Source organism: Agromyces indicus (assembly GCF_031432295.1).
GTDB lineage: Bacteria > Actinomycetota > Actinomycetes > Actinomycetales > Microbacteriaceae > Agromyces > Agromyces indicus.
Genome location: NZ_JAVKGS010000001.1, coordinates 362,765 through 382,436, shown reverse-complemented (window position 1 = coordinate 382,436; position 19,672 = coordinate 362,765). Strand labels below are relative to the sequence as shown.

Genomic DNA, 19,672 nt, shown 5'->3' with positions numbered 1-19,672 from the left:
CTACTCGTTGTCGCTGACGACGATGACGGGACCGACGGCTTCGAGGAGCAGGTCGTGGCTGACCGAGCCGAGCAGGAACCTGGCCATGCCGCCCGTCGCGTGGCTGCCGACGATGACGAGGTTCGCGGTGCGGCTGCGTTCGGCGAGGATGGGCGCGGCGCCGCCCTGTTCGAGGCGTCCGGCGGGCGCGCCGCCGAGCGAGCGCGCGTAGTCGAGCGCCTCGTCGAGCACGTCGCGGCGCATGTCCTCCATGAGCTGCACGTCGCCGAGGTACTCGACGTAGGCGGAGTTCCAGCTGGTCGGCACGACCCAGGAGTGCACGAGCTCGAGTTCGTCGCCCGTGCGCCGGGCCTCCTCCACGCCGACGCGCACCGCGGCCATCGATTCGACGGAGCCGTCGACGCCGACGACGATGTTGCGGCGCGCGGTCGCCTCCCAGTCGGCCGGGATGACGGCGACGGAGCCGCGCGAACGGTGCGCGGCGAGCCGGGCGCCGAGGGTCCATGCGGTCTCGCGGCCGTGCGACGAGGTGCCGACGGCGACGAGCACGTCGTGGCCCATGCGTCCGCCGAGCTCCTTCTCGGGTCGGCCGTGCACGGTGTGCGTGGTGATGGTGCGGCCGGGGTGCTCGGCGCGCAGGGCCTCGGCGCGATCCATGAGGGCGACGCGCTGCTCCGAGAGCTCGCCGGTGGCCCGCAGGTACTCGCTGGCCTGGTCCTCGCCGGGGATGACGTGCACGAGTTCGAGCACCTCGTCGCCGCCGCGGGCGGCGGCCCAGCGCAGCGCGGCCTCGGCGTGCGGCGAGCCGTCCCATGCGACCACGGTCTTCGTGAACACCTGCACCACCCCTTCGTCGACCGCGGCGGGTGCGGCCTGCGTCCAGCCTCCCGGGAGCCGGGTCGGCGGTGAGGGCCGAAGGTCACTCGGCCGCGGCATCCGTCACTTGCATAGACTGTGATCTATGGTCTCGGGGCGAGCGGATGCCGCGGCGAGCGGCCTCGCGCTGATCGCCGATCCGACGCGCGCGCGCATGCTCTCGCTGATCCTCGCGCGGCCCGACGGTCGCGCCACGGTCACCGAGCTCGCCGCCGAGCTGGGGCTGCGGCAGCCGACGGTGTCGCACCACGCGAAGGCGCTGCACGACGAGGGCGTCCTCGTGCGCACGCCGGAGGGGCGGCGCGCGTGGTACTCGGTCGCGCCCGACCAGGCCGAGCGGGTCGGCGACCTGCTGGGCGCGCCGGCGTCCGCGCCCGATCCCACGACGGATGCCGCGGTGCTGGACCGCATCGCGAGCGACCTCGCCGACCGCTTCGCCGGCGTCTTCGGCCGGGAGACCGTGGCGAGGTACGTGCGCGAGAGCCACGAGCTGCTCGCGGAGCGGTCGGGGATCACGCGGCGGCTGCCCTCGCTCACGGCGCAGTTCGCCGCGGAGCGGCTGAGCGCGCTGGCGACGGCGGAGCCGCAGCGCCCGCGCGCCGGCGGGGGTCGTGCGGTGCCCGAGGTGCTCTTCGTATGCGTTCAGAACGCGGGCCGCTCGCAGATGGCCGCCGCGATCCTGCGGCACCTGGCCGGGGATCGCGTGCACGTGCGCACAGCCGGCTCGGCGCCCGCGGACGCGCTCCGGCCCGCGGTCGTCTCGGCACTGGACGAGATCGGGGTGCCCGTCGGCGGCGAGTTCCCGAAGCCGTTGACCGACGAGGTGGTCCGCGCGGCCGATGTCGTCGTGACGATGGGCTGCGGCGACGCGTGCCCGATCTATCCCGGCCGCCGCTACCTCGACTGGGAGCTCGACGACCCGGTGGGCCTGCCGCTCGAGCGGGTGCGCGACATCCGGGATCGCATCGAGGCGCACGTGCGGGACCTGCTCGCCTCGCTCGACATCGCATAGATGCTGGTCTATGCTTTCCGCATGACCGAGAAGCCCACCGTCCTGTTCGTCTGCGTCCACAACGCCGGCCGCTCCCAGATGGCCGCCGGCTACCTGCGCGAGCTCGGCGGCGACCGCGTCGAGGTGCTCTCGGCCGGCTCCGCCCCGAAGGACCAGATCAACCCGGTCGCGGTCGAGGCGATGGCCGAGGAGGGCATCGACATCGCCGGCAACACGCCCAAGGTGCTCACCACCGAGGCCGTCAAGGAGTCCGACGTCGTGATCACCATGGGCTGCGGCGACGCGTGCCCGATCTTCCCGGGCAAGCGCTACGAGGACTGGGAGCTCGACGACCCGGCCGGGCAGGGCATCGAGGCCGTGCGGCCGATCCGCGATGACATCCGCCGTCGCGTCGAGGCGCTCATCGCCGAGATCCTGCCCGAGCGCGCGTCCGCCTGAGCGACCGCCGGCGCGGCGCCGACACGTGCCCGAAACACCGGTCGGCGACCATGGTCGGGTGACGACGCTCTCCATCGACCTCGGCGACCTCCGCGACCCGCGCGTGACGCGCCTGCTCGAGGACCACCTGGCCGACATGTTCGCGACCTCGCCCGCCGAGAGCGTGCACGCGCTCGACGTCTCGGGTCTCGCGGTGCCCGAGGTCACGTTCTGGACCATCGCCGAGGGCGACGAGTTCGTGGGCTGCGTCGCGCTCAAGCAGCTCGACGAGACGCACGGCGAACTCAAGTCGATGCGAACGGATGCCGCGGCCCGCGGTCGCGGCCTCGGTGCACGCCTGCTCGAGCACGTCCTCGCCGAGGCGACCCGTCGCGGGTACCGCCGCCTCAGCCTCGAGACCGGGTTGCAGGAGTTCTTCCGCCCGGCGCGCACCCTCTACGCGAAGTACGGCTTCATCGAATGCCACCCGTTCGGCGACTACCGGCCCGACCCGAACAGCGTCTTCATGACCCTCGCGCTCCCGGCCTGAGGCGCGCTCTCGGAGGTCGGGTGTACCGTTCGGCAGCAACAGGTCCGGACCGCGAGCGGAGGAACCATGCTGAAGCAGGTCGCCGAGGGCGTGCACGTGCACGAGAGCGAGTTCCTCCAGAGCAACGCCGTGGTCGTCGAGGGCCATGACGGGGTGCTCCTCATCGACCCCGGCATCACCCGTGCCGAGCTGACGGGGCTCGCCCGGGAACTGCGGGACACGGGCCGGCCGGTCGTCGCGGCGTTCTCCACGCATCCGGACTGGGACCACGTGCTGTGGCACCCGGACCTCGGCGACGCGCCGCGCTACGGCACGGCTCGGAACGCCGAGGCCATGCGCGACCTGCTCTCGCAGCCGGACTGGATCGACCAGGTCGCGGAGGGCCTGCCGCCCGAGCACGCCGATGACATCCCGATGGAGCTCCTCGGCCTGATCACCGCCCTGCCGGCCGACGCCGCGACCGTGCCCTGGCGCGGACCCACGGCCCGCATCATCGAGCATCGCGCGCACGCCCCTGGCCACGCGGCGGTGCTGATCGAGCCGCAGGGCGTGCTCGTCGCCGGCGACATGCTCTCCGACATCCTGATGCCGTTCCTCGACCTGGCGGCCGACGACCCGGTCGGCGACCACCTCGCCGCGCTGGAGCGGTTCGAGCGACTGGCGGACCGCGTCGCGGTCGTCGTCCCCGGCCACGGGTCGGTCGGCGGCGCCGCGGACTTCCGCGCGCGCCTCGAACTGGATCGCGCCTACGTGGAGGCCGTTCGCGACGGCCGCAGCCCCGCCGATCCCCGGGTCGGGCCCGGGGCACCCCTCGACTGGCTGACCGACGTCGACGAGTGGCAGCTCGAGCGCCTCGCCGAGAAGCACCGCGCGCCGGACTCCGGCTAGCCCGCGACCGCCCGCGTCACCCGCAGCAGCCCGAGGAACCCGCAGCGGCGGGCAGGCTCGTCGAGCAGACGCCCGTCGCGGGCAGCACGAGCTCGACGTTGCGGGCCGCTGCCTGGTCGCCCGCGATCCAGGCCGTGATCGAGCGGACCTGCTCGTACCCCGTCGCGAGCAGGAACGTCGGCGCGCGGCCGTAGCTCTTCATCCCCGCGAGGAAGAATCCCGGCTCGGGGTGCTCGAGCTCGGCGAACCCGTGCGGCTCGACCGTGCCGCACGTGTGCACGTTGGGGTCGATGAGCGGAGCGAGCCGGCGCGGCGCCTGCACGACCTCGTCGAGGTCGAGGCGGATCTCGCGCACCATGTCGAGGTCGGGGCGGAACCCGGTGGCGTTCACGACGAGGTCGGTCTCGTGCTCGACGAGGTCGTCTCCGCGCAGGCCGTGGAGTCGTACGCCCGCATCGGTGCGTCCGAGCCGTACCGTCTCGAAGCGGTCGACGACCTCGATGCGTCCGGATGCCACGAGCCGGTCGACCCGGCGGCCGATGGTCGCGCGGGCGACGAGCTCGTCGTCCTCCGACGTGGTGACGCGCACCGCGCTCGCGGTGCGGATGAGCCAAGTGACCCGCGTCGTCGGCTCCTCCTCCGCGAGTTCGGCGAGCGCGAGCAGCGTGTTCGCCGCGGAGTGACCGGCGCCCACGACGGTGGTGTGCCGTCCGGCGAAGCGCGCCCGCTCGCGCCCGAGCACGTCGGGCAGCGCGTGGGTGACGCGGTCGGCGACCTCGGCGAGGCCGAGCGGGTCGAGGCCCGACGACGCGAGCGAGTTGGGCTGGTCGTACGTGCCGGAGGCGTCGATCACGGCGCGCGCCGTGAACTCGTCGACGCCGTCGGCGGTGCGCACGCGCAGCAGGAAGGGCGTCGCCGCGCGGTTCGCGGTCCGCGTGCGGTCCATCCCACGCCGGGTGACCGCCTCGACCCTCACGCCGGTCCGGATGCGGGAGGCGATCGGCTCGAGCGCCGCGAGGGGCTCGAGGTAGCGCTCGACGAGCTCGGCCCCGGACGGCAGCGAGTCGGGTGCAGTCATCCGCCAGCCCGTGGCCTCGAGCAGTCGACGCGAGGCGGGGTCGACGACGTGCTTCCACGGTGAGAAGAGCCGCGTGTGGCCCCAGGTGCGGATGCTCGCGGCGACCTCGTCGCCGGCTTCGTAGACGACGAAGTCCAGTCCGCGCTCGACGAGGTTGGCCGCGGCGGCGAGCCCGACCGGGCCGGCGCCGATGATCGCCACGGGGAGGGTGGCGAGCCGGCGGTCCTGCAGGCTCTGCGCGGTGAGGTCGATCAGGGTCATGGTGGGCGCGCCTCCGAGATATCGATGAACTTCGATACAGAGTGTGGCTAGTCCATCGAAGTTTGTCAATATACGAGCTAGGATGCCGGTATGACCACGACCCCGCAGCTGCTCCCGATGGCCGAGCCGACCGCCGCCGCCTGCTGCGCGCCGTTGACGCGCGAGGCGATCGCGCCCGACCAGGCCGACCTCCTGGCCCGCAAGCTCAAGGCCCTCGCCGACCCGACCCGCCTGCGCCTCGTGTCGATCGTCGCCGCCTCCGACGGCGAGGAGGCGTGCGTGTGCGACCTCATCGAGCCCGTCGGCCTCAGCCAGCCGACGGTGTCGCACCACCTGAAGATCCTGATGGAGGCCGGGTTCCTGACCCGGAGCAAGCGCGGCACGTGGGCGTACTACCGCCTCGTCCCCGGCGCGCTCGGCGAACTCTCGCAGCTGCTCGACGTCACCGCCTCGCGCTGAGCCGAGGGTCGCCCGTCACCCACCCTCGAGGGGACGCGACACGCCGGCGGCCGCCCTTGTGGCACGGCGTGTTGCGTCCCCTTGGCGGCGCGCAGACGGCGCGGCTGGAGCCGCGGCATCCGCTCGCCTCAGTACGCCCGGTGATCGACGAACGCCATGCGCGGCCCGCGCCGCGGCCGCCCCGGCACGCCCGCGGCCATGAGCAGGCGGATGACGCGGTACCGGTGCCCCGCCCATGGCGCGAGCGCTTGGAGCATCTCGTCGTCGGTCATGTCGCGCCCGTACAGCGCATGGCCCACGTAGTTCGCGATGTGGTAATCGCCGACCGAGACCGCGTCGGCGTCGCCGAGCGCGCGCTGGGCGACCTCGGCAGCGGTCCAGATGCCGACGCCCGGGAGGTGCGTGAGTCGCGCGATCGCCTCCGCCGGCGGCAGGTCCGCCGCCTCCTCGAGGCGGTCGGCGTACGCGGCGACGCGCTGGACGGTCGCCGCACGGCGCGGGTCGACGCCCGCACGGTGCCATTCCCACGACGGGATGGCGCGCCATCCGCTCGCCGACGGCACGACCCGCATGGGACGGGGCGTCGGCCCCGGCGCGACCGCCCCGAAGCGCTGGAGCAGCCGGCGCCACGAGGCGTGCGCCTGCAGCGAGATCACCTTCTGCTCGAGGATCGCGGGCACGAGCGCCTCCATCACGCGCGCCGTGCGCGGCACGCGCAGGCCCGGATTGCGGCGGTGCGCGTCGGCGAGCACGGGCAGGTCGGGGGCGAACGCCGACGTGTCGTCGCGCTCCCCCAGCATCGACGGCGCGAGCGCGATGGCCGCCTCGGCCCCCGGACCCCAGGCCTCGCACCGCACCAGGTCGGGGCCGAGCTGCCGGACGCGCAGGGTCGCCGCTCCGGCATCCGTCGACGTCGTGCGCCACACCGAGCCGTCGGGCCCCAGCGCGAACGCCGGATCGCCCGGGCCGCGCCGCAGGGGGCCGAGCGTCTGCACGACCGAGGTCTCGTGCGGCGCCCGCCAGTCGAGGGCGAGATCGGGGGTCACCCCTCCAGTGTGCGCCCTCCCCCTGACGCGGCGCCTCGACAGAGGCACCCGAGTGCGCGGATCCGCGACGAGCGCGCGGCGCGTTCGCCGCGCGCCCGTCGCGAGACCGCGCGCTCGCGTCGAGGAACGCGCGCCGCAACCCCACCCCAGCCACCGCGTCGAGTGCGGGAGGATCGGATGACGCACGGACCCGAGGAGCCCCAGTGACCCACCACGACGACCTGCACGACCTGCACCCCGAGACGCTCGCCGTCCACGCCGGCCGGCCCGAGCGCGTGCCCGACGGGCCGCTCAACACGCCGGTGCACCTCACCTCGACCTACTCGGCGGGCGGGCCGGTCGCCTACGGCCGCTACGGCAACCCCTCCTGGACCGCGTTCGAGGAGGCCCTCGGCGCCCTCGAGGGCGGCCGCTGCGTGTCATTCGCCTCCGGCATCGCCGCGATCGCGGCCGTGTTCGACCTCGTGCCGACGGGCGGCGTCGTCGTCGCCCCCCGCCACTCGTACACGGGCACGATCGGCCAGCTCGACGACCTCGCCGCCGCCCGCGAGGTCGAGGTGCGCTACATCGACGTGCGCGACGCGCCGCAGGTGGCGGATGCCGCGGCCGGCGCCGACCTGGTCTGGATCGAGTCGCCCACCAACCCCGCCCTCGAGGTCGCCGACCTCGAGGCGATCGGCCGGGCCGCGCGCGATGCCGGGGCCCTGTTCGCGGTCGACAACACCTTCGCGGGCCCGCTGCTGCAGCATCCGCTCGACTCGGGCGCGCACCTCTCGGTGCACTCGGCGACGAAGTCGATCGCGGGCCACAGCGACGTGCTCATGGGCGCCGTGATCGGCCGCGACGACGAGCTGCTCGCCCGCATCGAGCAGCGGCGTCGGCTCAACGGCGCGATCCCGGGCGCGTTCGAGGCGTTCCTCGCGCTGCGCGGCCTGCGCACCCTGCCGGTGCGGCTCGAGCGCATGCAGTCGACGGCGAGGGCGATCGCCGAGCGCCTCGACGGGCATCCGGCGCTCGAGGAGGTGCGGTACCCGGGCTTCGGCACGATCGTGTCGATCGTGGTCCAGGGCGGGGCGGATGCCGCGGAGCGGGTCGCCGAGTCGACGCGCGTGTGGCTGCACGCCACGAGCCTCGGCGGCGTCGAGTCGACGCTCGAGCGGCGTCGGCGCTGGCCCGCGGAGGCCGAGACGATCCCCGAGGGACTCGTGCGCCTGTCGGTCGGACTGGAGCACCCCGACGACCTCGTCCGCGACCTCGAGCGCGCGCTCGACGCGGCCGCGCCTCCGGTCGCGACCGACTGAGCCGGGCACCGGAGCGCCCGCCGGCCGTAGTCCGGCCCGCGGAGGCGGTCAACCCCCTGCCTGCCTGCCTCGCACCGTCGTAGCGTGGCGAGCACGACAAGCGAGGAGGCGGGTACGTGACGTTGACCGACGCCCCGACCCCGATCGATCCGGGGCACGACGAGGAGCCGACGGGCCACGGGGCATCCGATCCCATGCGGCCCATGTCGCCTCCGTCGCCGCGCGGCCCGCTCAGCGCGGCGTTGCTGCGCACCATGACGCACCAGCGCCTGGCGGGGCTCGACCTCGTCGACGCGAGCGCGACCGGTGCGCTCGCCCGCACGCGGGACGTGCTCGACGACGACGACATCCAGCTCGCGCTGTTCCTCCTCTACGAGCTCCACTACGGCGGCATCGAGGGCGTGCCCGACAGCTGGGAGTGGGAGCCGCGGCTGCTGCAGGTGCGGCTCGACCTCGAGCGCGCGTTCGAGCTCGCGCTCCGACGGACGGTGCCGCAGCCGACCGCCACGCGCGGCGTGCCCGAGGCCCTCTTCGAACTGACCTCCCTCGACGACACCCCGGGACTCTCGGCGTGGGTCGAGCGCGACGCGACCGAGGAGCAGGTGCGCGAGGTGCTCGCCTGCCGGTCGATCTACACGCTCAAGGAGGCCGACCCGCACACGTGGGCGATCCCGCGACTCCACGGCCGGGCCAAGGTCGCACTCGTCGAGATCCAGGCCGACGAATACGGCGACGGACGCCCCGAACGCCAGCACGCGGCCCTCTACGGGGCGGCGCTCCGCGCGGCGGGGCTCGACGACCGGTACGGCGCCTACGCCGACCACGTCCCGGCGCGCGTCTTCGCGTCGATGAACCTCATGTCGTTCTTCGGCCTGCACCGGCGGTGGCGCGGCGCCATCGTCGGGCACCTCGCCGCGTACGAGATGACCTCGTCGCTGCCGTGCCGCGCCTACGCGCGCGGCCTGCGCCGGCTCGGCTTCGACCCGCAGGTCGTCGAGTACTTCGACGAGCACGTCGAGGCCGATGCGGTGCACGAGCAGCTCGCGGCGAACGACCTCGCCGGCGGGCTCGCCGAGACCGAGCCCGCGCTCGTCGACGACATCCTCTTCGGGGCGTCGGCGTGCCTCACGATCGACGGCCGCCTGTGGGGCGGGCTCCGCGAGGCGTTCGAGCGCGGCGAGTCGGCGTTGCGGATGCCGCTCCCATGAGCCGCACGTCCGGCGACGCGGCATCCGCCCGACCGGTCACCGTCACGGCCTGCGTCAACGGGCCGCTGATCGTGCGCGGCGACATCGACCTCGTCGACGAACAGGGCACCCCCCTTGGCGGCCAGCGCCGCACCATGGCGCTGTGCCGCTGCGGCGCGTCGGCGACGCGCCCGTTCTGCGACGGCTCGCACAAGTCGATCGGGTTCCGCACCGAACCGCCGGCGCGCACGCCCGCCGTGACCCTCGCCGAGCCCCTCTCCGCGGCGGAGGCCGCGGCGCTCGTCGAGCGGACCGATGGATCCGACGCTCCCGTCGGGGCGCGATCCGATCGTCCCGACTGAGCGGTTCAGGGCGGACGGTCGTCAACCCCGTTCCCGCTCCCGGCCGATCCGGCCTACCGTGGAACGATGAGCGACACCCCTACCGTGATCCCCCGCTCACCCGCCCCCGACGACACGCTGGCGTTCCTCAAGAACGGCTACCTCTACGGCACCCGCCGGTTCCGGAAGCTCGGCAGCGACGCGTTCGAGGCTCGGCTGGCCGGGATGCGTGCGACCGTGATGCATGGGCGCGAGGCGGCATCCGTCTTCTACGAGGGCGACCGGTTCTCGCGCGAACGCGCCATGCCGTCGTCGGTGCAGCACCTGCTGCAGGACGAGGGCAGCGTGCAGACCCTCGAGGGCCCGCCCCACCGGCACCGCAAGAGCATGTTCATGCGCATGCTCGACGACGCGAGCGTCGCCCGGCTCATCGCGGCGTTCGAACGCGAGTGGACCCGCGTGCGCGCCGAGCACGCCGGCCACGAGGTGCCCCTGTACGACCTCGGCAACCTCGTGCTGACGCGCGCGGCGCTGTCGTGGGCGGGCATCCCGGCCGACCGCGTCGACGACCGCGACCTCGCCGGCCGGCTCGCCGCGATGGTCGATCGTGCCAGCTCGATCGGCCCGGTGAACTGGGTCGCCAGGGTGCGGCGCCGCGGCGCGGAGGAGTGGGCCGCCGAGCTCGTCGCCGACGTGCGGGCGGCGCGCGTGCAGGCCGATCCCGACTCGGCCATCCGCACGATCGCCGACGGCTCCGACGACCACGGCGCGCCGCTGCCCGAGGAGGTCGCCGCCGTCGAGGTGCTGAACCTCCTGCGTCCGATCGTCGCGGTCAGCCGGTACCTCGTGTTCACCGTGCACGCCATGCACACGCACCCGCAGTGGCATGCGAAGGTCGAGCGCGACGCCGACGCGGCGACCCGCGTCGCCAACGAGGTGCGGCGCTTCTACCCGTTCTTCCCCGTCATCTCCGGCACGGTGCAGCGCCCGTTCGACTGGCGCGGCCGCGACTTCGAACCCGGCGACCGCGTCATCCTCGACCTCTACGCGACGAACCACGACGAGCGCATCTGGGAGGAACCGGGACGGTTCCTTCCGGAGCGGTTCGAGGGCTGGGACGGCGATCCGAACACGCTCGTGCCGCAGGGAGGCGGGGACGCCGCCACCGGGCACCGGTGCCCGGGCGAGGCGGCGACGATCGCGCTCACCGCCCGGTTCGCCCAGCTCGCCGCGACGCGCCCGTTCTCGGTGCCCGACCAGGACCTGCGGATCAGCCTCCGGCACATCCCCGCACTGCCGATGGACCGGCTGCGCGTGCAGATGCGCGACTGACGCCGGGGCTTTGGTCCCCCGGCCGACGACCCGGCGGCGCCATGCTGAAGGGGTCCGATCGAGGGGGTGGTGACGGATGTCGCTGCAGCGCGTCGCGCGGATCGTCCTGCTGTCCGCGCTGGGCTTCACGGCGGTGACGTCGGTCCTGGGCGGGGTGATGCTCGTGATCGGCGCGGTCGTCGACCTCGGCGGGTCCCCGATCGCGATCCCGGACTCGTACCTGGCCGGGTCGCCGTTCGCGTCGACGCTCCTGCCGGGCCTCGCACTCGGCCTCGTGGTGGGCGGCACCCAGGCTGTCGCGCTCGTGATGGTCGTGCGCCGCATGCGCTGGGCGATGCTCGCCGCCGCGGTGGCTGGCTTCGGCATCCTCGTGTGGATCTTCGTCCAGATGGTCTACATCCCGTTCAGCGTCCTGCAGGCGCTGTACTTCGTGATGGGCGTGGTCGAGCTCGCCGCGGTGCTCGTGCTCCTCGATCTGCTGCATCCGTGGGCGCACGCCGCCGCGCCGCGCGCCGAGCGAGCCGACCCGCGCGGGTCGGACCCGAGGGAGCGCAACCCCGTTCCCTGACACCGGCATCCGTGCCAATCTGGTGGCAACGGCACGCGCTGCCGAGCACGAGATGAGGTCGCCATGGCCCGGATGCCGCGACGCTCCCCCTTCGCGGGTCGGCACGCGCGCGCGGGTGTCTCGTTCCTCGCGGCGGCGGTGATCCTGGCGGCGACGAGCGTGTCGGTCGACCTCGCGCTGCTCACGTTCCCCTCCGAGCAGTGGCGCGCCATCGTCGCGGCGGCCTCGCAGGCGATGGAGTTCGCCGGCGTGTGGGTCGCGCTGCCGGTGGGCACGGCCCTCCTCCTGACCGCGGGCGAACCGGCCGCCTGGCGGCGCGCTCTCGCGGTGGCAGCCGCGGTCGCGACGCCCATCGTGGTGCAGCTGTCGGGCGCGGCGCGATCGCCGTTCCTCATCCTCCTCGCCCTCGCCGCGGCCGTCATCGGGTACGCGCTCATCGTCTTCGGGGTCGCGGAGCACCGCCGTGATCCGTCGCCGCCGGGGCGCGTGCCGGTCGCGGTCGCCGTGCTCGCGACGGCGAACCTCCTCGTGATCGCGCTGGGCGCCCTGCACCTGCTGCTGTGGAATCCGCTCGCGCGGGTGCCCGCGCTCGACATGGGTCAGATCTACCTCGTGCTCGGGGCCGGCCCCGGCGGGGTGGACGCCACGCCGGCCGTGTGGGCGTTCGGCGCCGCGTTCGTCACGATCGCCGCAGCGGTCGCGGCCCTCGTCGGTGCGGTGCGCGGGCTCGTGAACACCCACCTCGTGGTCACCTGCGGACTGCTCCTCGTCCACGCGACGAGCTTCTTCCTGTGGGGCGCGGGCATCGGGCTCGGCGAACAGCTCGCCTCGACCTTCGGCGGGCCGATCGGCGACGCCTCACCGGTCGCGTCGCTGCTCGCGCTGGTCGGCGCCGCCTGCCTGGCCGGGGCGATCCTCATGCAACTGCTCCCGGCCGCGCCGGCCGTGGACGACGAGGCGGACGCCGCCGAGCAGGACTGGGGCGGCGAGCAGGACGGCCCGTCCGGCTCCGGCGACGGGCACGGCGTGCCCGTCGCGCCGGCATCCGTCACCCCATAGTGTGGTGTCGTGGCGGCCGCGAAGGATGACGCGGTGGTCCTCGACGTCGGGGGCCACGGCGTCCGCGTGAGCCATCCCGGCAAGGTCGTCTTCCCCGACGCCGGCCTCACCAAGCTCGACCTCGTGAACTACTACGTCGCCGTCGCCGACGGCGCGCTGCGGGGCGCGGGCGGCAGGCCCATGGTGCTGAAGCGCTTCGTGAAGGGCATCGGCCAGGAGCCGTTCTTCCAGAAGCGCGTCCCGGAGAACCATCCGGACTTCATCGACACCGCGACGCTCCGGTATGCGTCGGGCACGTCGGCCGAAGAGGCGGTCGTCCGGGATGCCGCGGGCCTGGCCTGGGTCGTGAACCTCGGCTGCCTCGACCTCAACCCGCATCCCGTGCGAGCGGAGGACCTCGACCACCCGGACGAGCTGCGCGTCGACCTCGATCCGATGCCGGGCGTCGACTGGTCGCAGATCGTCGACGTCGCGATGATCGCCCGCGACGTGCTCGACGACCACGGGCTCGTGGGCTGGCCGAAGACCTCGGGCTCGCGGGGCATGCACCTGCTCGTCCGCATCCGTCCCGAGTGGGACTACCGCGAGGTCCGCCTCGCCGCCGAGACCCTGGCGCGCGAGGTCGAGCGCCGTGCACCCGGACTCGCCACGGCGCGCTGGTGGAAGGAGGAGCGCGGCGAGAGCGTCTTCGTCGACTTCAACCAGAACGCCAAGGACCGCACCGTGGCATCCGCCTACTCGGTTCGCCCGCTGCCCGACGCCCGGGTCTCGACGCCGCTCGACTGGGCCGAGGTGCGCACGCGTCGACCGGAGGAGTTCACCGTGGCCACCGTGCTCGAGCGCTTCGCCGAGCTGGGCGACCCGCACGCAGGCATCGACGATGCCGCCGGCGGGCTCGAGGGGCTGCTCCGCCTCGCCGAGGAGCTCGGCCCGGCCGAGAAGGCGCCGCGCGGGTCGAACGCGTCGGGCGGCACCGGTCGCCGCGAGTCGCGGATGCCGCTCATCGAGGTCGCCCGCACCGAGACCAAGCCCGAGGCGCTCGACGCGCTCGAACGCTGGAAGTCGGCGCACGCCGACGTGGTGGCGCACCTGTCGCCCGCCGACGTCATGCTCGACGGCATGCGGGGATCGAGCTCGCTCTGGTACCGCGTGCGCATCAACCTGCAGCACGTGCCCGAGGGCGAGCGGCCCGAGCAGGAACCGCTCCTCGTCGACTACGACCCCTGGGCGGGCCGCACCGGCTGAGCTGCCGGTGGTCGAGTAGGACGCGAAGCGCCCGTACCGAGACCCCCACCACCCCCCGAAGATGACAGCATGGTCCGATGAGCTCGAAGCGGATCCTCTTCATCGGCGGCAGCGGCATCATCAGCTCGGCGTGCGTGGCCCGCGCGGTGGCCGTGGGACACGACGTGACGGTGCTGAACCGCGGCGGCTCCTCGAGCCTCAGGCCGCTGCCACCGGAGGTGCGGCAGGTCGTCGGCGACATCCGCGACCCCCACTCGGTGCGCGAGGCCCTCGGCCGGCAGGGCGGCGACCCGCTCGAGTTCGACGTCGTGTGCGAGTTCACCGCGTTCACCCCCGACCACGTGCGGGTCGACCTCGAGCTGTTCGAGGGGCGCATCGGGCAGTACGTCTTCATCAGCTCGGCCTCGGCGTACCAGACGCCGCCGAGCCGGCTGCCGGTCACCGAGTCGACGCCGCTCGTGAACCCCGTCTGGGACTACTCGCGCGACAAGATCGCCTGCGAGGACCTGCTCGTCGCGGCCGTGCGCGAGCGCGGGTTCCCGGCGACGATCGTGCGCCCCTCCCACACCTACGACGCGACGCTGCTGCCGACGCTGGGGCACTGGACCGACGTCGCCCGGATGCGCGCCGGCCGGCCCGTCGTCGTGCACGGCGACGGCACGAGCCTGTGGACCATCACCCACCACTCGGACTTCGCCGTCGCCTTCGTCGGCATCCTCGGCAACCCGATGGCCGTCGGCGACACGTTCCACATCACGGGCGATCACGCGCCCACCTGGAACCAGATCTACGGCTGGCTGGCTGATGCGGCGGGTGTCGCCGATCCCGAGTTCGTGCACGTGGCATCCGAGACCATCGCCGCCGTGCACCCGCAGTGGGGGCCGGGGCTGCTCGGCGACAAGGCGCACTCGATGGTGTTCGACAATGCGAAGGTGAAGGCGCTCGTGCCCGAGTTCCGCACCACCGTGACCTTCGACGAGGGCGCGCGGCGGATCATCGAGTTCCACGACGCGCACCCCGAGCTGCAGCAGGTCGACCCGGTGGCGGATGCCGCGTTCGAGCGCATCCTCGCGCTGCCGCGCCGCTGATCCGCGTCAACCCGTTCCACCGGCACCGCCGCCGGACTAGCCTGACTGCACGCGACCCGCCCACGACCGAGCGGTGCGCGCGATGAGGGAAGGGGAACCCCATGACCATCAACTTCGACAACCCGCTGGGCCGGGGCTTCGACAAGGGCCGCGAGGCGGAGGTCGAGTACGAGTTGGAGCTCGAGAGCGAGGGCGTCGGCGAGGACGACGCCGAGGTCGTCATGGAGGATGTGGCCGACCCGGAGGACGATCAGGAGGAGTTCGGCGGTCGCTGACCGCCGCCTGAACGTCCGCTCGGTGCCATTCGCGCATCCCGCCGGTTTCGAGTTGAATGGAACGCATCCGACCGGCGGTGGCACCCATCGCCGGTCGTCCGATGCTCTTCGACGAAGATGAGGTATTCAGGATGACGGTGCTCCGGCGATCCCTGGTGTTCGGCACGACGGTCGCGCTCGGCTTGGGCCTGACCGCCTGCACGCCCGGCGCGCCGGAGGTCCCGGAGCCGACCGGTCCGATCGTGCAGCTCGGTGCACCGGGGGAGCCGAACCGCACCATGTCGCCCGAGGAGGCGGCTTCGCTCGAGCAGGCCGGCCACACCGAGGCCGACATCGAGTACATGCAGATGATGATCCTGCATCACGAGCAGGCGCTGACCATGACCGGGTACGTCGAGGATCGCACGCGCGACCGCGACATCCGTCTGCTCGCCGAGCGGATGCGGCTCAGCCAGGACGGCGAGATGGACCAGATGGCCGCCTGGCTGCAGGAGCGCGGCACGCCGCTCCGCGACGAGCACGGCGGCCACGGCGGCGGCCACGACATGCCCGGCATGCTCACCGACGAGCAGCTCGCCGAGCTCGAGGCGGCGAAGGGCGCCGAGTTCGACCGGCTGTTCCTCGAGTACATGATCCAGCACCACCAGGGCGCGATGGAGATGACCGCCGACCTGTGGGCCGCCGGTGGCGGGCAGGAGGCATCGATCGGCCAGTTCGCGCGCCACGTCGAGAGCGACCAGGGGATCGAGATCACGCGCATGCAGCAGATGCTCGCCGACCGCACCTGATCGTCCCGCGGCCTCGGCGGTGCCGAGCCCCGACGCACCGATGCCCGGCGCTCGAGGAGCGCCGGGCATCGTCGTGCCGGGCGGGGAGGCCGTGGCGGCCTCCCCGCCGAGGCGTCAGCTGAAGGAGGCCTTCAGCTCGGTGAGCGCCTGGATCACGCTGGCGTCGGCATCGGGGCCGGCCTTGCGGATGGCGTTGTCGAGCTGCGCGATGATCGCGCGCTTGCTCGAGCCGTCGGCGACGAGCACGCCGGCCTCGGCCAGGTGCTTGCGCACCTCGGCCAGGGCCTTGCCCGTCAGGGTGCCGGCACGCTCGGCCTGGTCGACGTACGACCCGGCGACGGCGAGGCTCGGCGCGTGCTCGTACATACCCTGGAGCTGCGCGTTCAGCTCGTCCCACTCGATCTCACCGGCGGCGGCGATCTCGTTGGCCGAGAGCTGTGCGGTCGGGGTGAGGGCCATCGAGTCGAATCCTCGAGCGATCTCGCTGCCGAGGATGTTGCCGTTGTACCAGTAGGTCGACCAGTACCCGCTCAGGGTGAGCGCGTTGGGGTTGAGCGGACCGCGGTCGAGGAAGGCGATCTCCGTCGGGTTCGCCGTGTCGGTGAAGTCGAAGATCGACATGCCGCCCTGGTACCACGCCTGCACCATGATGTCGCGGCCCGGCACCGGGATCAGCGTGCCGTTGTGGGCGACGCAGTTCTCCTGGGCGGTCTGCGGTGCGGGCAGCTTGTAGTAGCTGGCGAACTGCAGCTTGCCGTCGACGATGTCGAAGAGCGCGTTGGCGCCCCATGCGGGCTGGTCGGGCAGGCATCGGGCCTGCGTACCGCCGCCCCACTCGTCGGTGAAGACCACCTTCGTGCCGTCGTTGTTGAAGGTCGCCGAGTGCCAGTACGCGAAGTTGACGTCCGCCACGGCATCGGTGCGCACCGGGTTCACCGGGTCGGTGATGTCGAGGAGGATGCCGTTGCCCTGGCACGCGCCCGCGGCGAGCCCGATCTCCGGGAAGGCCGTGATGTCGTGGCAGGTGTTCGTGTTCGGGCTCGGCGAGTAGGTGCCGCCCGACGGGTGACGCGGCTGGGTCGGGCCGTTCTGCAGGCCGTTGACCGCGCCGGTCTCGTAGTTCTGGAAGATGCGCGGCTGGCTCACGATCGAGGCCGTCTCCGGGGCCGCGAGCGGCACCTTGATGACGTCGATGCGCCACTGCGTCGGGTTCTCGCTCGTCGCACCACCGGTGCTGCAGCCCGCCAGCTCGAGCGCCGAGCGGATGCTCGACGTGCCCGAGTTGTAGAGGTACACGTTGTTCGGGTCATCCGGGTCGGTGACGACCGTGTGGGTGTGCGAACCACGGCAGGTCTGCACGCCCGGCAGCTGCACGGGGTTGTCGATGTCGCTGATGTCGAAGATCCGGATGCCGCGGAATCGCTCCGGGCTGACCGAGGGCATCGACGCCGTGCCGCAGTCGATGCGACCGCGGTTCTCCTCGACCGACATGAACAGCAGGTCGCCGTAGACCGAGACGTCGCCCTGGCCGCCGGGGCAGACGAACTGCGACTTCAGTGCCGGAACGGCCGGGTCGGAGACGTCGTAGACCTGGAAGCCGTTGTAGTTGCCCACGATGGCGTGGTCGCCCGTGAAGGCCAGGTCGGAGTTGACGTAGCTGAAGTTGCCGGGGGCGGCGTCGAACGCGCCCTGGCGGGGGATGCTCTCGAGCAGTTCGACGCCGCTCGTGGCGACGGGGGCGTCGAGGTAGCCGCCGGGCATGCCGACGCGGGGGTCGTCCTCGGCGGCGGCGGCCGTGGCGGTCATCAGCGACGCGCCGAGCACGAAGGCTCCGGCCGCGGCGATGGCGCGCCTGCGCCGTCGCACGGGTTGGGTCGTGTTTCTCATGGAAGTGGTGCCCTCTCTTTCGCGGTAGCGATCGAGCCCTTCGGGACGCAGTCGAGCCGCACCTCGTCGTGCGGCTCGAGCCCTCCTGGGGCCATCTCTGGCCCAAACATAGCTATGAATCGGCCGAATGTCAGCAACCGCTTTCCGAGCTTTCCTCACATTACGGATCGACGTGTCGGCCGCGGGGCGTAGGCTCGCGTCATCCGGATCGGAGGGTGCCCATGTGCGGACGTTTCGTGGTCTCGCAGGAGGTCGACGACCTGACCGCGGTCTTCGACGCCGAGAACGACTTCGCCGATTGGCGGCCCTCCTACAGCCTCGCGCCCACCGATACGATCCCGATCGTGCGCGAGCGGGCGAAGTCCGACACGGGCGAGTTCGTCCGGCGGCTCGAGCCGGCCCGCTGGGACTTCCATCCCGCGTTCATGAAGGAGTCGAAGCGGCCGCAATTCAACAGTCGCATCGAGACCGTCGCGACGAACGGGCTTTGGAAGGGGGCCTTCGCGTCCGGCCGCTGCATCGTGCCGATGCGCGGCTACTACGAATGGACGGGCGAGCCGGGCAAGAAGCGCGCCCACTACCTGCACGGACCCGACGACCTCCTCGCCGCCGCCGCGATCTCCACCGCGCGCAAGCTCGACGACGACACCTGGGAGGTCTCGACCTCGATCATCACGCGCGAGGCGCGCGACGCGTCCGGCGAGATCCACGACCGGATGCCGGTGTACCTCCCCCTCGACGCGGTCGACCAGTACCTCGACCCCGCCAAGCTCTCCCCCGCCGACGCGCAGGCCATGGTCGACTTCCTCCTCGCGCAGTCCGACCGGGTCGCGCCGACGATCACCGAGTACGAGGTCGACCCGCGCGTGAACAACCACCGCCGCATCGACCCCCACGACCCGGGCCTCATCGAGCCCCTGGGCGACGAGCCGACGCTCCTCTGAGCAGCCCGCCCGCCGCGCATCGTCGCGACGTGTGACGGGACGACGCCCGCCTACCGCGACAGCAGCGCCCGCCGGACCACTCGGGCGCTCCATCTGCCGAGCAGGACCCCCGCGACCGTGTCCGAGACGTGGTGCTGCCCGCGATAGATCCGCGAGAACGCGATCCCGCCCGGGATGACGTACCGCAGCAGCGGCCCGAGGACGCGGGAGCCTCGCACGCCGTACCGGTCGACGAGGTCGGCCAGCGTGGTGTGGAGCGCGACGGCCGCAGCCGTGTGCCCGGAGGGGAACGACGAGGTCGCGTGCGGCTGCTCGGGCCGCCACACGCCACGCGGTCGCGGTCGACCCACGAGGGCCGCGGATCCGACGAAGCACGCGGTCTCGAGCGCGAGCGCCGCGCCGGGCGCTGCGGCGGAGCGCCAGTCGCGCGTGAGCACCGAGATCCAGCCGCACCAGAACGCCCCGTTCCCGATCGTCTGCGGCACGCCCGAGTACCACGAGAGCGGACCGGTGACCCGATCGAGCACCTCGCGATGCTCGGCCGACTCGACGGGCGCGGCGTCGGGTCCGTGCCCGAACGCGGACTGGAGCGCGCGGACCGCCCGGTCCTCGCGCGGGTCGTCGCCGCCCACGACGCGGATGATCCGGCCCGCGGCGGCGAGCACCGCGACCACCCCGGGCGCCGGGAGGACGAAGGAGCGGACGAACGCGTGCATGCCCGGCAGCCTAGCCACCCGGGCGCCGGCCGCCCGGGAAACGAAGAACAGCCCGGGTCGATGACCCGGGCCGTTCGCTTCGGTGCGCAAGGGGGGAGTTGAACCCCCACGCCCTCACGGGCACACGGACCTGAACCGTGCGCGTCTGCCTATTCCGCCACTTGCGCATACCAGCTCCCACACAGGTGCGAACCAGCCAACCGAGACTAACATACCTGCGCGTGGCATCTGCCCACTCCCCCTCCCCCAACCACCCGACCTCGGCATCCGCTCGGAGTCGCTGCAACCCCTCGCGCCGCCCCTCGGCGCGGGCATAGCCTTGACTACCGGCACCGGCGCCCCGACCAGTTCCCC

The 19,672-nt window shown here is 72.9% G+C and carries 21 protein-coding genes and 1 tRNA gene; 16 read left to right on the top strand and 6 right to left on the bottom strand.

Annotated elements, in window-relative coordinates; all coding sequences use genetic code 11:
- Positions 1 to 843 (bottom strand): universal stress protein, encoded by an 843-nt coding sequence (locus tag RH861_RS01800; protein ID WP_310519483.1) that lies wholly within the window; start codon positions 841 to 843, stop codon positions 1 to 3.
- 118 nt (positions 844 to 961) lie between these two features.
- Here RH861_RS01800 and RH861_RS01795 point away from each other — a divergent pair, with 118 nt between their 5' ends.
- From RH861_RS01795 to RH861_RS01780, 4 genes are all read left to right on the top strand, one after another.
- Positions 962 to 1,888, top strand: coding sequence for a metalloregulator ArsR/SmtB family transcription factor (locus RH861_RS01795; RefSeq protein ID WP_310519482.1), 927 nt, complete (start codon positions 962 to 964; stop codon positions 1,886 to 1,888).
- Positions 1,889 to 1,909: 21 nt separating this feature from the next.
- Positions 1,910 to 2,326 (top strand): arsenate reductase ArsC, encoded by a 417-nt coding sequence (locus RH861_RS01790; RefSeq protein WP_067947620.1) that lies wholly within the window; start codon positions 1,910 to 1,912, stop codon positions 2,324 to 2,326.
- 58 nt (positions 2,327 to 2,384) lie between these two features.
- Entirely contained in the window at positions 2,385 to 2,855 is a 471-nt protein-coding gene (locus RH861_RS01785; RefSeq protein WP_310519481.1) for a GNAT family N-acetyltransferase, read from the top strand.
- Between the two features lie 66 nt (positions 2,856 to 2,921).
- The gene (locus RH861_RS01780) at positions 2,922 to 3,743 is read left to right on the top strand and encodes an MBL fold metallo-hydrolase (protein ID WP_310519480.1); all 822 of its coding nucleotides are present in this window, start codon (positions 2,922 to 2,924) and stop codon (positions 3,741 to 3,743) included.
- A gap of 16 nt (positions 3,744 to 3,759) precedes the next feature.
- Here the strand turns inward: RH861_RS01780 and RH861_RS01775 are convergent, their stop codons facing one another.
- The gene (locus RH861_RS01775; protein ID WP_310519479.1) at positions 3,760 to 5,082 is read right to left on the bottom strand and encodes an NAD(P)-binding domain-containing protein; all 1,323 of its coding nucleotides are present in this window, start codon (positions 5,080 to 5,082) and stop codon (positions 3,760 to 3,762) included.
- A 90-nt stretch (positions 5,083 to 5,172) separates the two neighbouring features.
- Between RH861_RS01775 and RH861_RS01770 the strand changes: the two genes are divergently transcribed.
- Positions 5,173 to 5,541, top strand: coding sequence for a metalloregulator ArsR/SmtB family transcription factor (locus tag RH861_RS01770; RefSeq protein WP_310519478.1), 369 nt, complete (start codon positions 5,173 to 5,175; stop codon positions 5,539 to 5,541).
- Between the two features lie 128 nt (positions 5,542 to 5,669).
- Here RH861_RS01770 and RH861_RS01765 read toward each other — a convergent pair whose 3' ends face one another.
- Entirely contained in the window at positions 5,670 to 6,587 is a 918-nt protein-coding gene (locus RH861_RS01765; protein WP_310519477.1) for a DNA-3-methyladenine glycosylase family protein, read from the bottom strand.
- 203 nt (positions 6,588 to 6,790) lie between these two features.
- On the opposite strand from RH861_RS01765, the gene RH861_RS01760 reads away from it, so the two are divergent.
- The 10 genes from RH861_RS01760 (at position 6,791) to RH861_RS01715 (ending at position 15,771) form a co-directional block, all read left to right on the top strand.
- Positions 6,791 to 7,888, top strand: coding sequence for a trans-sulfuration enzyme family protein (locus RH861_RS01760; protein ID WP_310519476.1), 1,098 nt, complete (start codon positions 6,791 to 6,793; stop codon positions 7,886 to 7,888).
- Positions 7,889 to 8,004: 116 nt separating this feature from the next.
- On the top strand, positions 8,005 to 9,096 hold the full coding sequence (locus tag RH861_RS01755; protein ID WP_310519475.1) for an iron-containing redox enzyme family protein: 1,092 nt from the start codon (positions 8,005 to 8,007) through the stop codon (positions 9,094 to 9,096).
- A complete protein-coding gene (locus RH861_RS01750) occupies positions 9,093 to 9,437 on the top strand; it encodes a CDGSH iron-sulfur domain-containing protein (RefSeq protein WP_310519474.1) in 345 nt (114 codons plus the stop codon). The genes RH861_RS01755 and RH861_RS01750 overlap by 4 nt, the downstream gene beginning before the upstream one ends.
- A 66-nt stretch (positions 9,438 to 9,503) precedes the next feature.
- The gene (locus RH861_RS01745) at positions 9,504 to 10,748 is read left to right on the top strand and encodes a cytochrome P450 (protein ID WP_310519473.1); all 1,245 of its coding nucleotides are present in this window, start codon (positions 9,504 to 9,506) and stop codon (positions 10,746 to 10,748) included.
- Positions 10,749 to 10,824: 76 nt separating this feature from the next.
- Positions 10,825 to 11,316, top strand: coding sequence for a hypothetical protein (locus RH861_RS01740; RefSeq protein WP_310519472.1), 492 nt, complete (start codon positions 10,825 to 10,827; stop codon positions 11,314 to 11,316).
- A 63-nt stretch (positions 11,317 to 11,379) separates the two neighbouring features.
- On the top strand, positions 11,380 to 12,375 hold the full coding sequence (locus RH861_RS01735; protein WP_310519471.1) for a hypothetical protein: 996 nt from the start codon (positions 11,380 to 11,382) through the stop codon (positions 12,373 to 12,375).
- 9 nt (positions 12,376 to 12,384) lie between these two features.
- Complete coding sequence (ligD, locus tag RH861_RS01730; RefSeq protein ID WP_310519470.1) at positions 12,385 to 13,620, top strand: non-homologous end-joining DNA ligase; 1,236 nt, start codon at positions 12,385 to 12,387, stop codon at positions 13,618 to 13,620.
- A gap of 77 nt (positions 13,621 to 13,697) precedes the next feature.
- The gene (locus tag RH861_RS01725; protein ID WP_310519469.1) at positions 13,698 to 14,708 is read left to right on the top strand and encodes an SDR family oxidoreductase; all 1,011 of its coding nucleotides are present in this window, start codon (positions 13,698 to 13,700) and stop codon (positions 14,706 to 14,708) included.
- 101 nt (positions 14,709 to 14,809) lie between these two features.
- Positions 14,810 to 14,983 (top strand): hypothetical protein, encoded by a 174-nt coding sequence (locus RH861_RS01720; protein ID WP_310519468.1) that lies wholly within the window; start codon positions 14,810 to 14,812, stop codon positions 14,981 to 14,983.
- Positions 14,984 to 15,114: 131 nt separating this feature from the next.
- Positions 15,115 to 15,771 carry a DUF305 domain-containing protein gene (locus RH861_RS01715; RefSeq protein ID WP_197466982.1) on the top strand — a complete coding sequence of 219 codons (657 nt, stop codon included), beginning with the start codon at positions 15,115 to 15,117 and terminating at the stop codon, positions 15,769 to 15,771.
- Between the two features lie 114 nt (positions 15,772 to 15,885).
- Here RH861_RS01715 and RH861_RS01710 read toward each other — a convergent pair whose 3' ends face one another.
- On the bottom strand, positions 15,886 to 17,658 hold the full coding sequence (locus RH861_RS01710; RefSeq protein ID WP_310519467.1) for an LVIVD repeat-containing protein: 1,773 nt from the start codon (positions 17,656 to 17,658) through the stop codon (positions 15,886 to 15,888).
- A 221-nt stretch (positions 17,659 to 17,879) separates the two neighbouring features.
- Here RH861_RS01710 and RH861_RS01705 point away from each other — a divergent pair, with 221 nt between their 5' ends.
- The gene (locus tag RH861_RS01705) at positions 17,880 to 18,602 is read left to right on the top strand and encodes an SOS response-associated peptidase (protein WP_310519466.1); all 723 of its coding nucleotides are present in this window, start codon (positions 17,880 to 17,882) and stop codon (positions 18,600 to 18,602) included.
- Positions 18,603 to 18,652: 50 nt separating this feature from the next.
- Here RH861_RS01705 and RH861_RS01700 read toward each other — a convergent pair whose 3' ends face one another.
- On the bottom strand, positions 18,653 to 19,318 hold the full coding sequence (locus RH861_RS01700; RefSeq protein ID WP_310519465.1) for a phosphatase PAP2 family protein: 666 nt from the start codon (positions 19,316 to 19,318) through the stop codon (positions 18,653 to 18,655).
- An 83-nt stretch (positions 19,319 to 19,401) separates the two neighbouring features.
- A tRNA-Leu gene (locus tag RH861_RS01695) sits at positions 19,402 to 19,485 on the bottom strand.
- Positions 19,486 to 19,672: the final 187 nt, after the last annotated feature.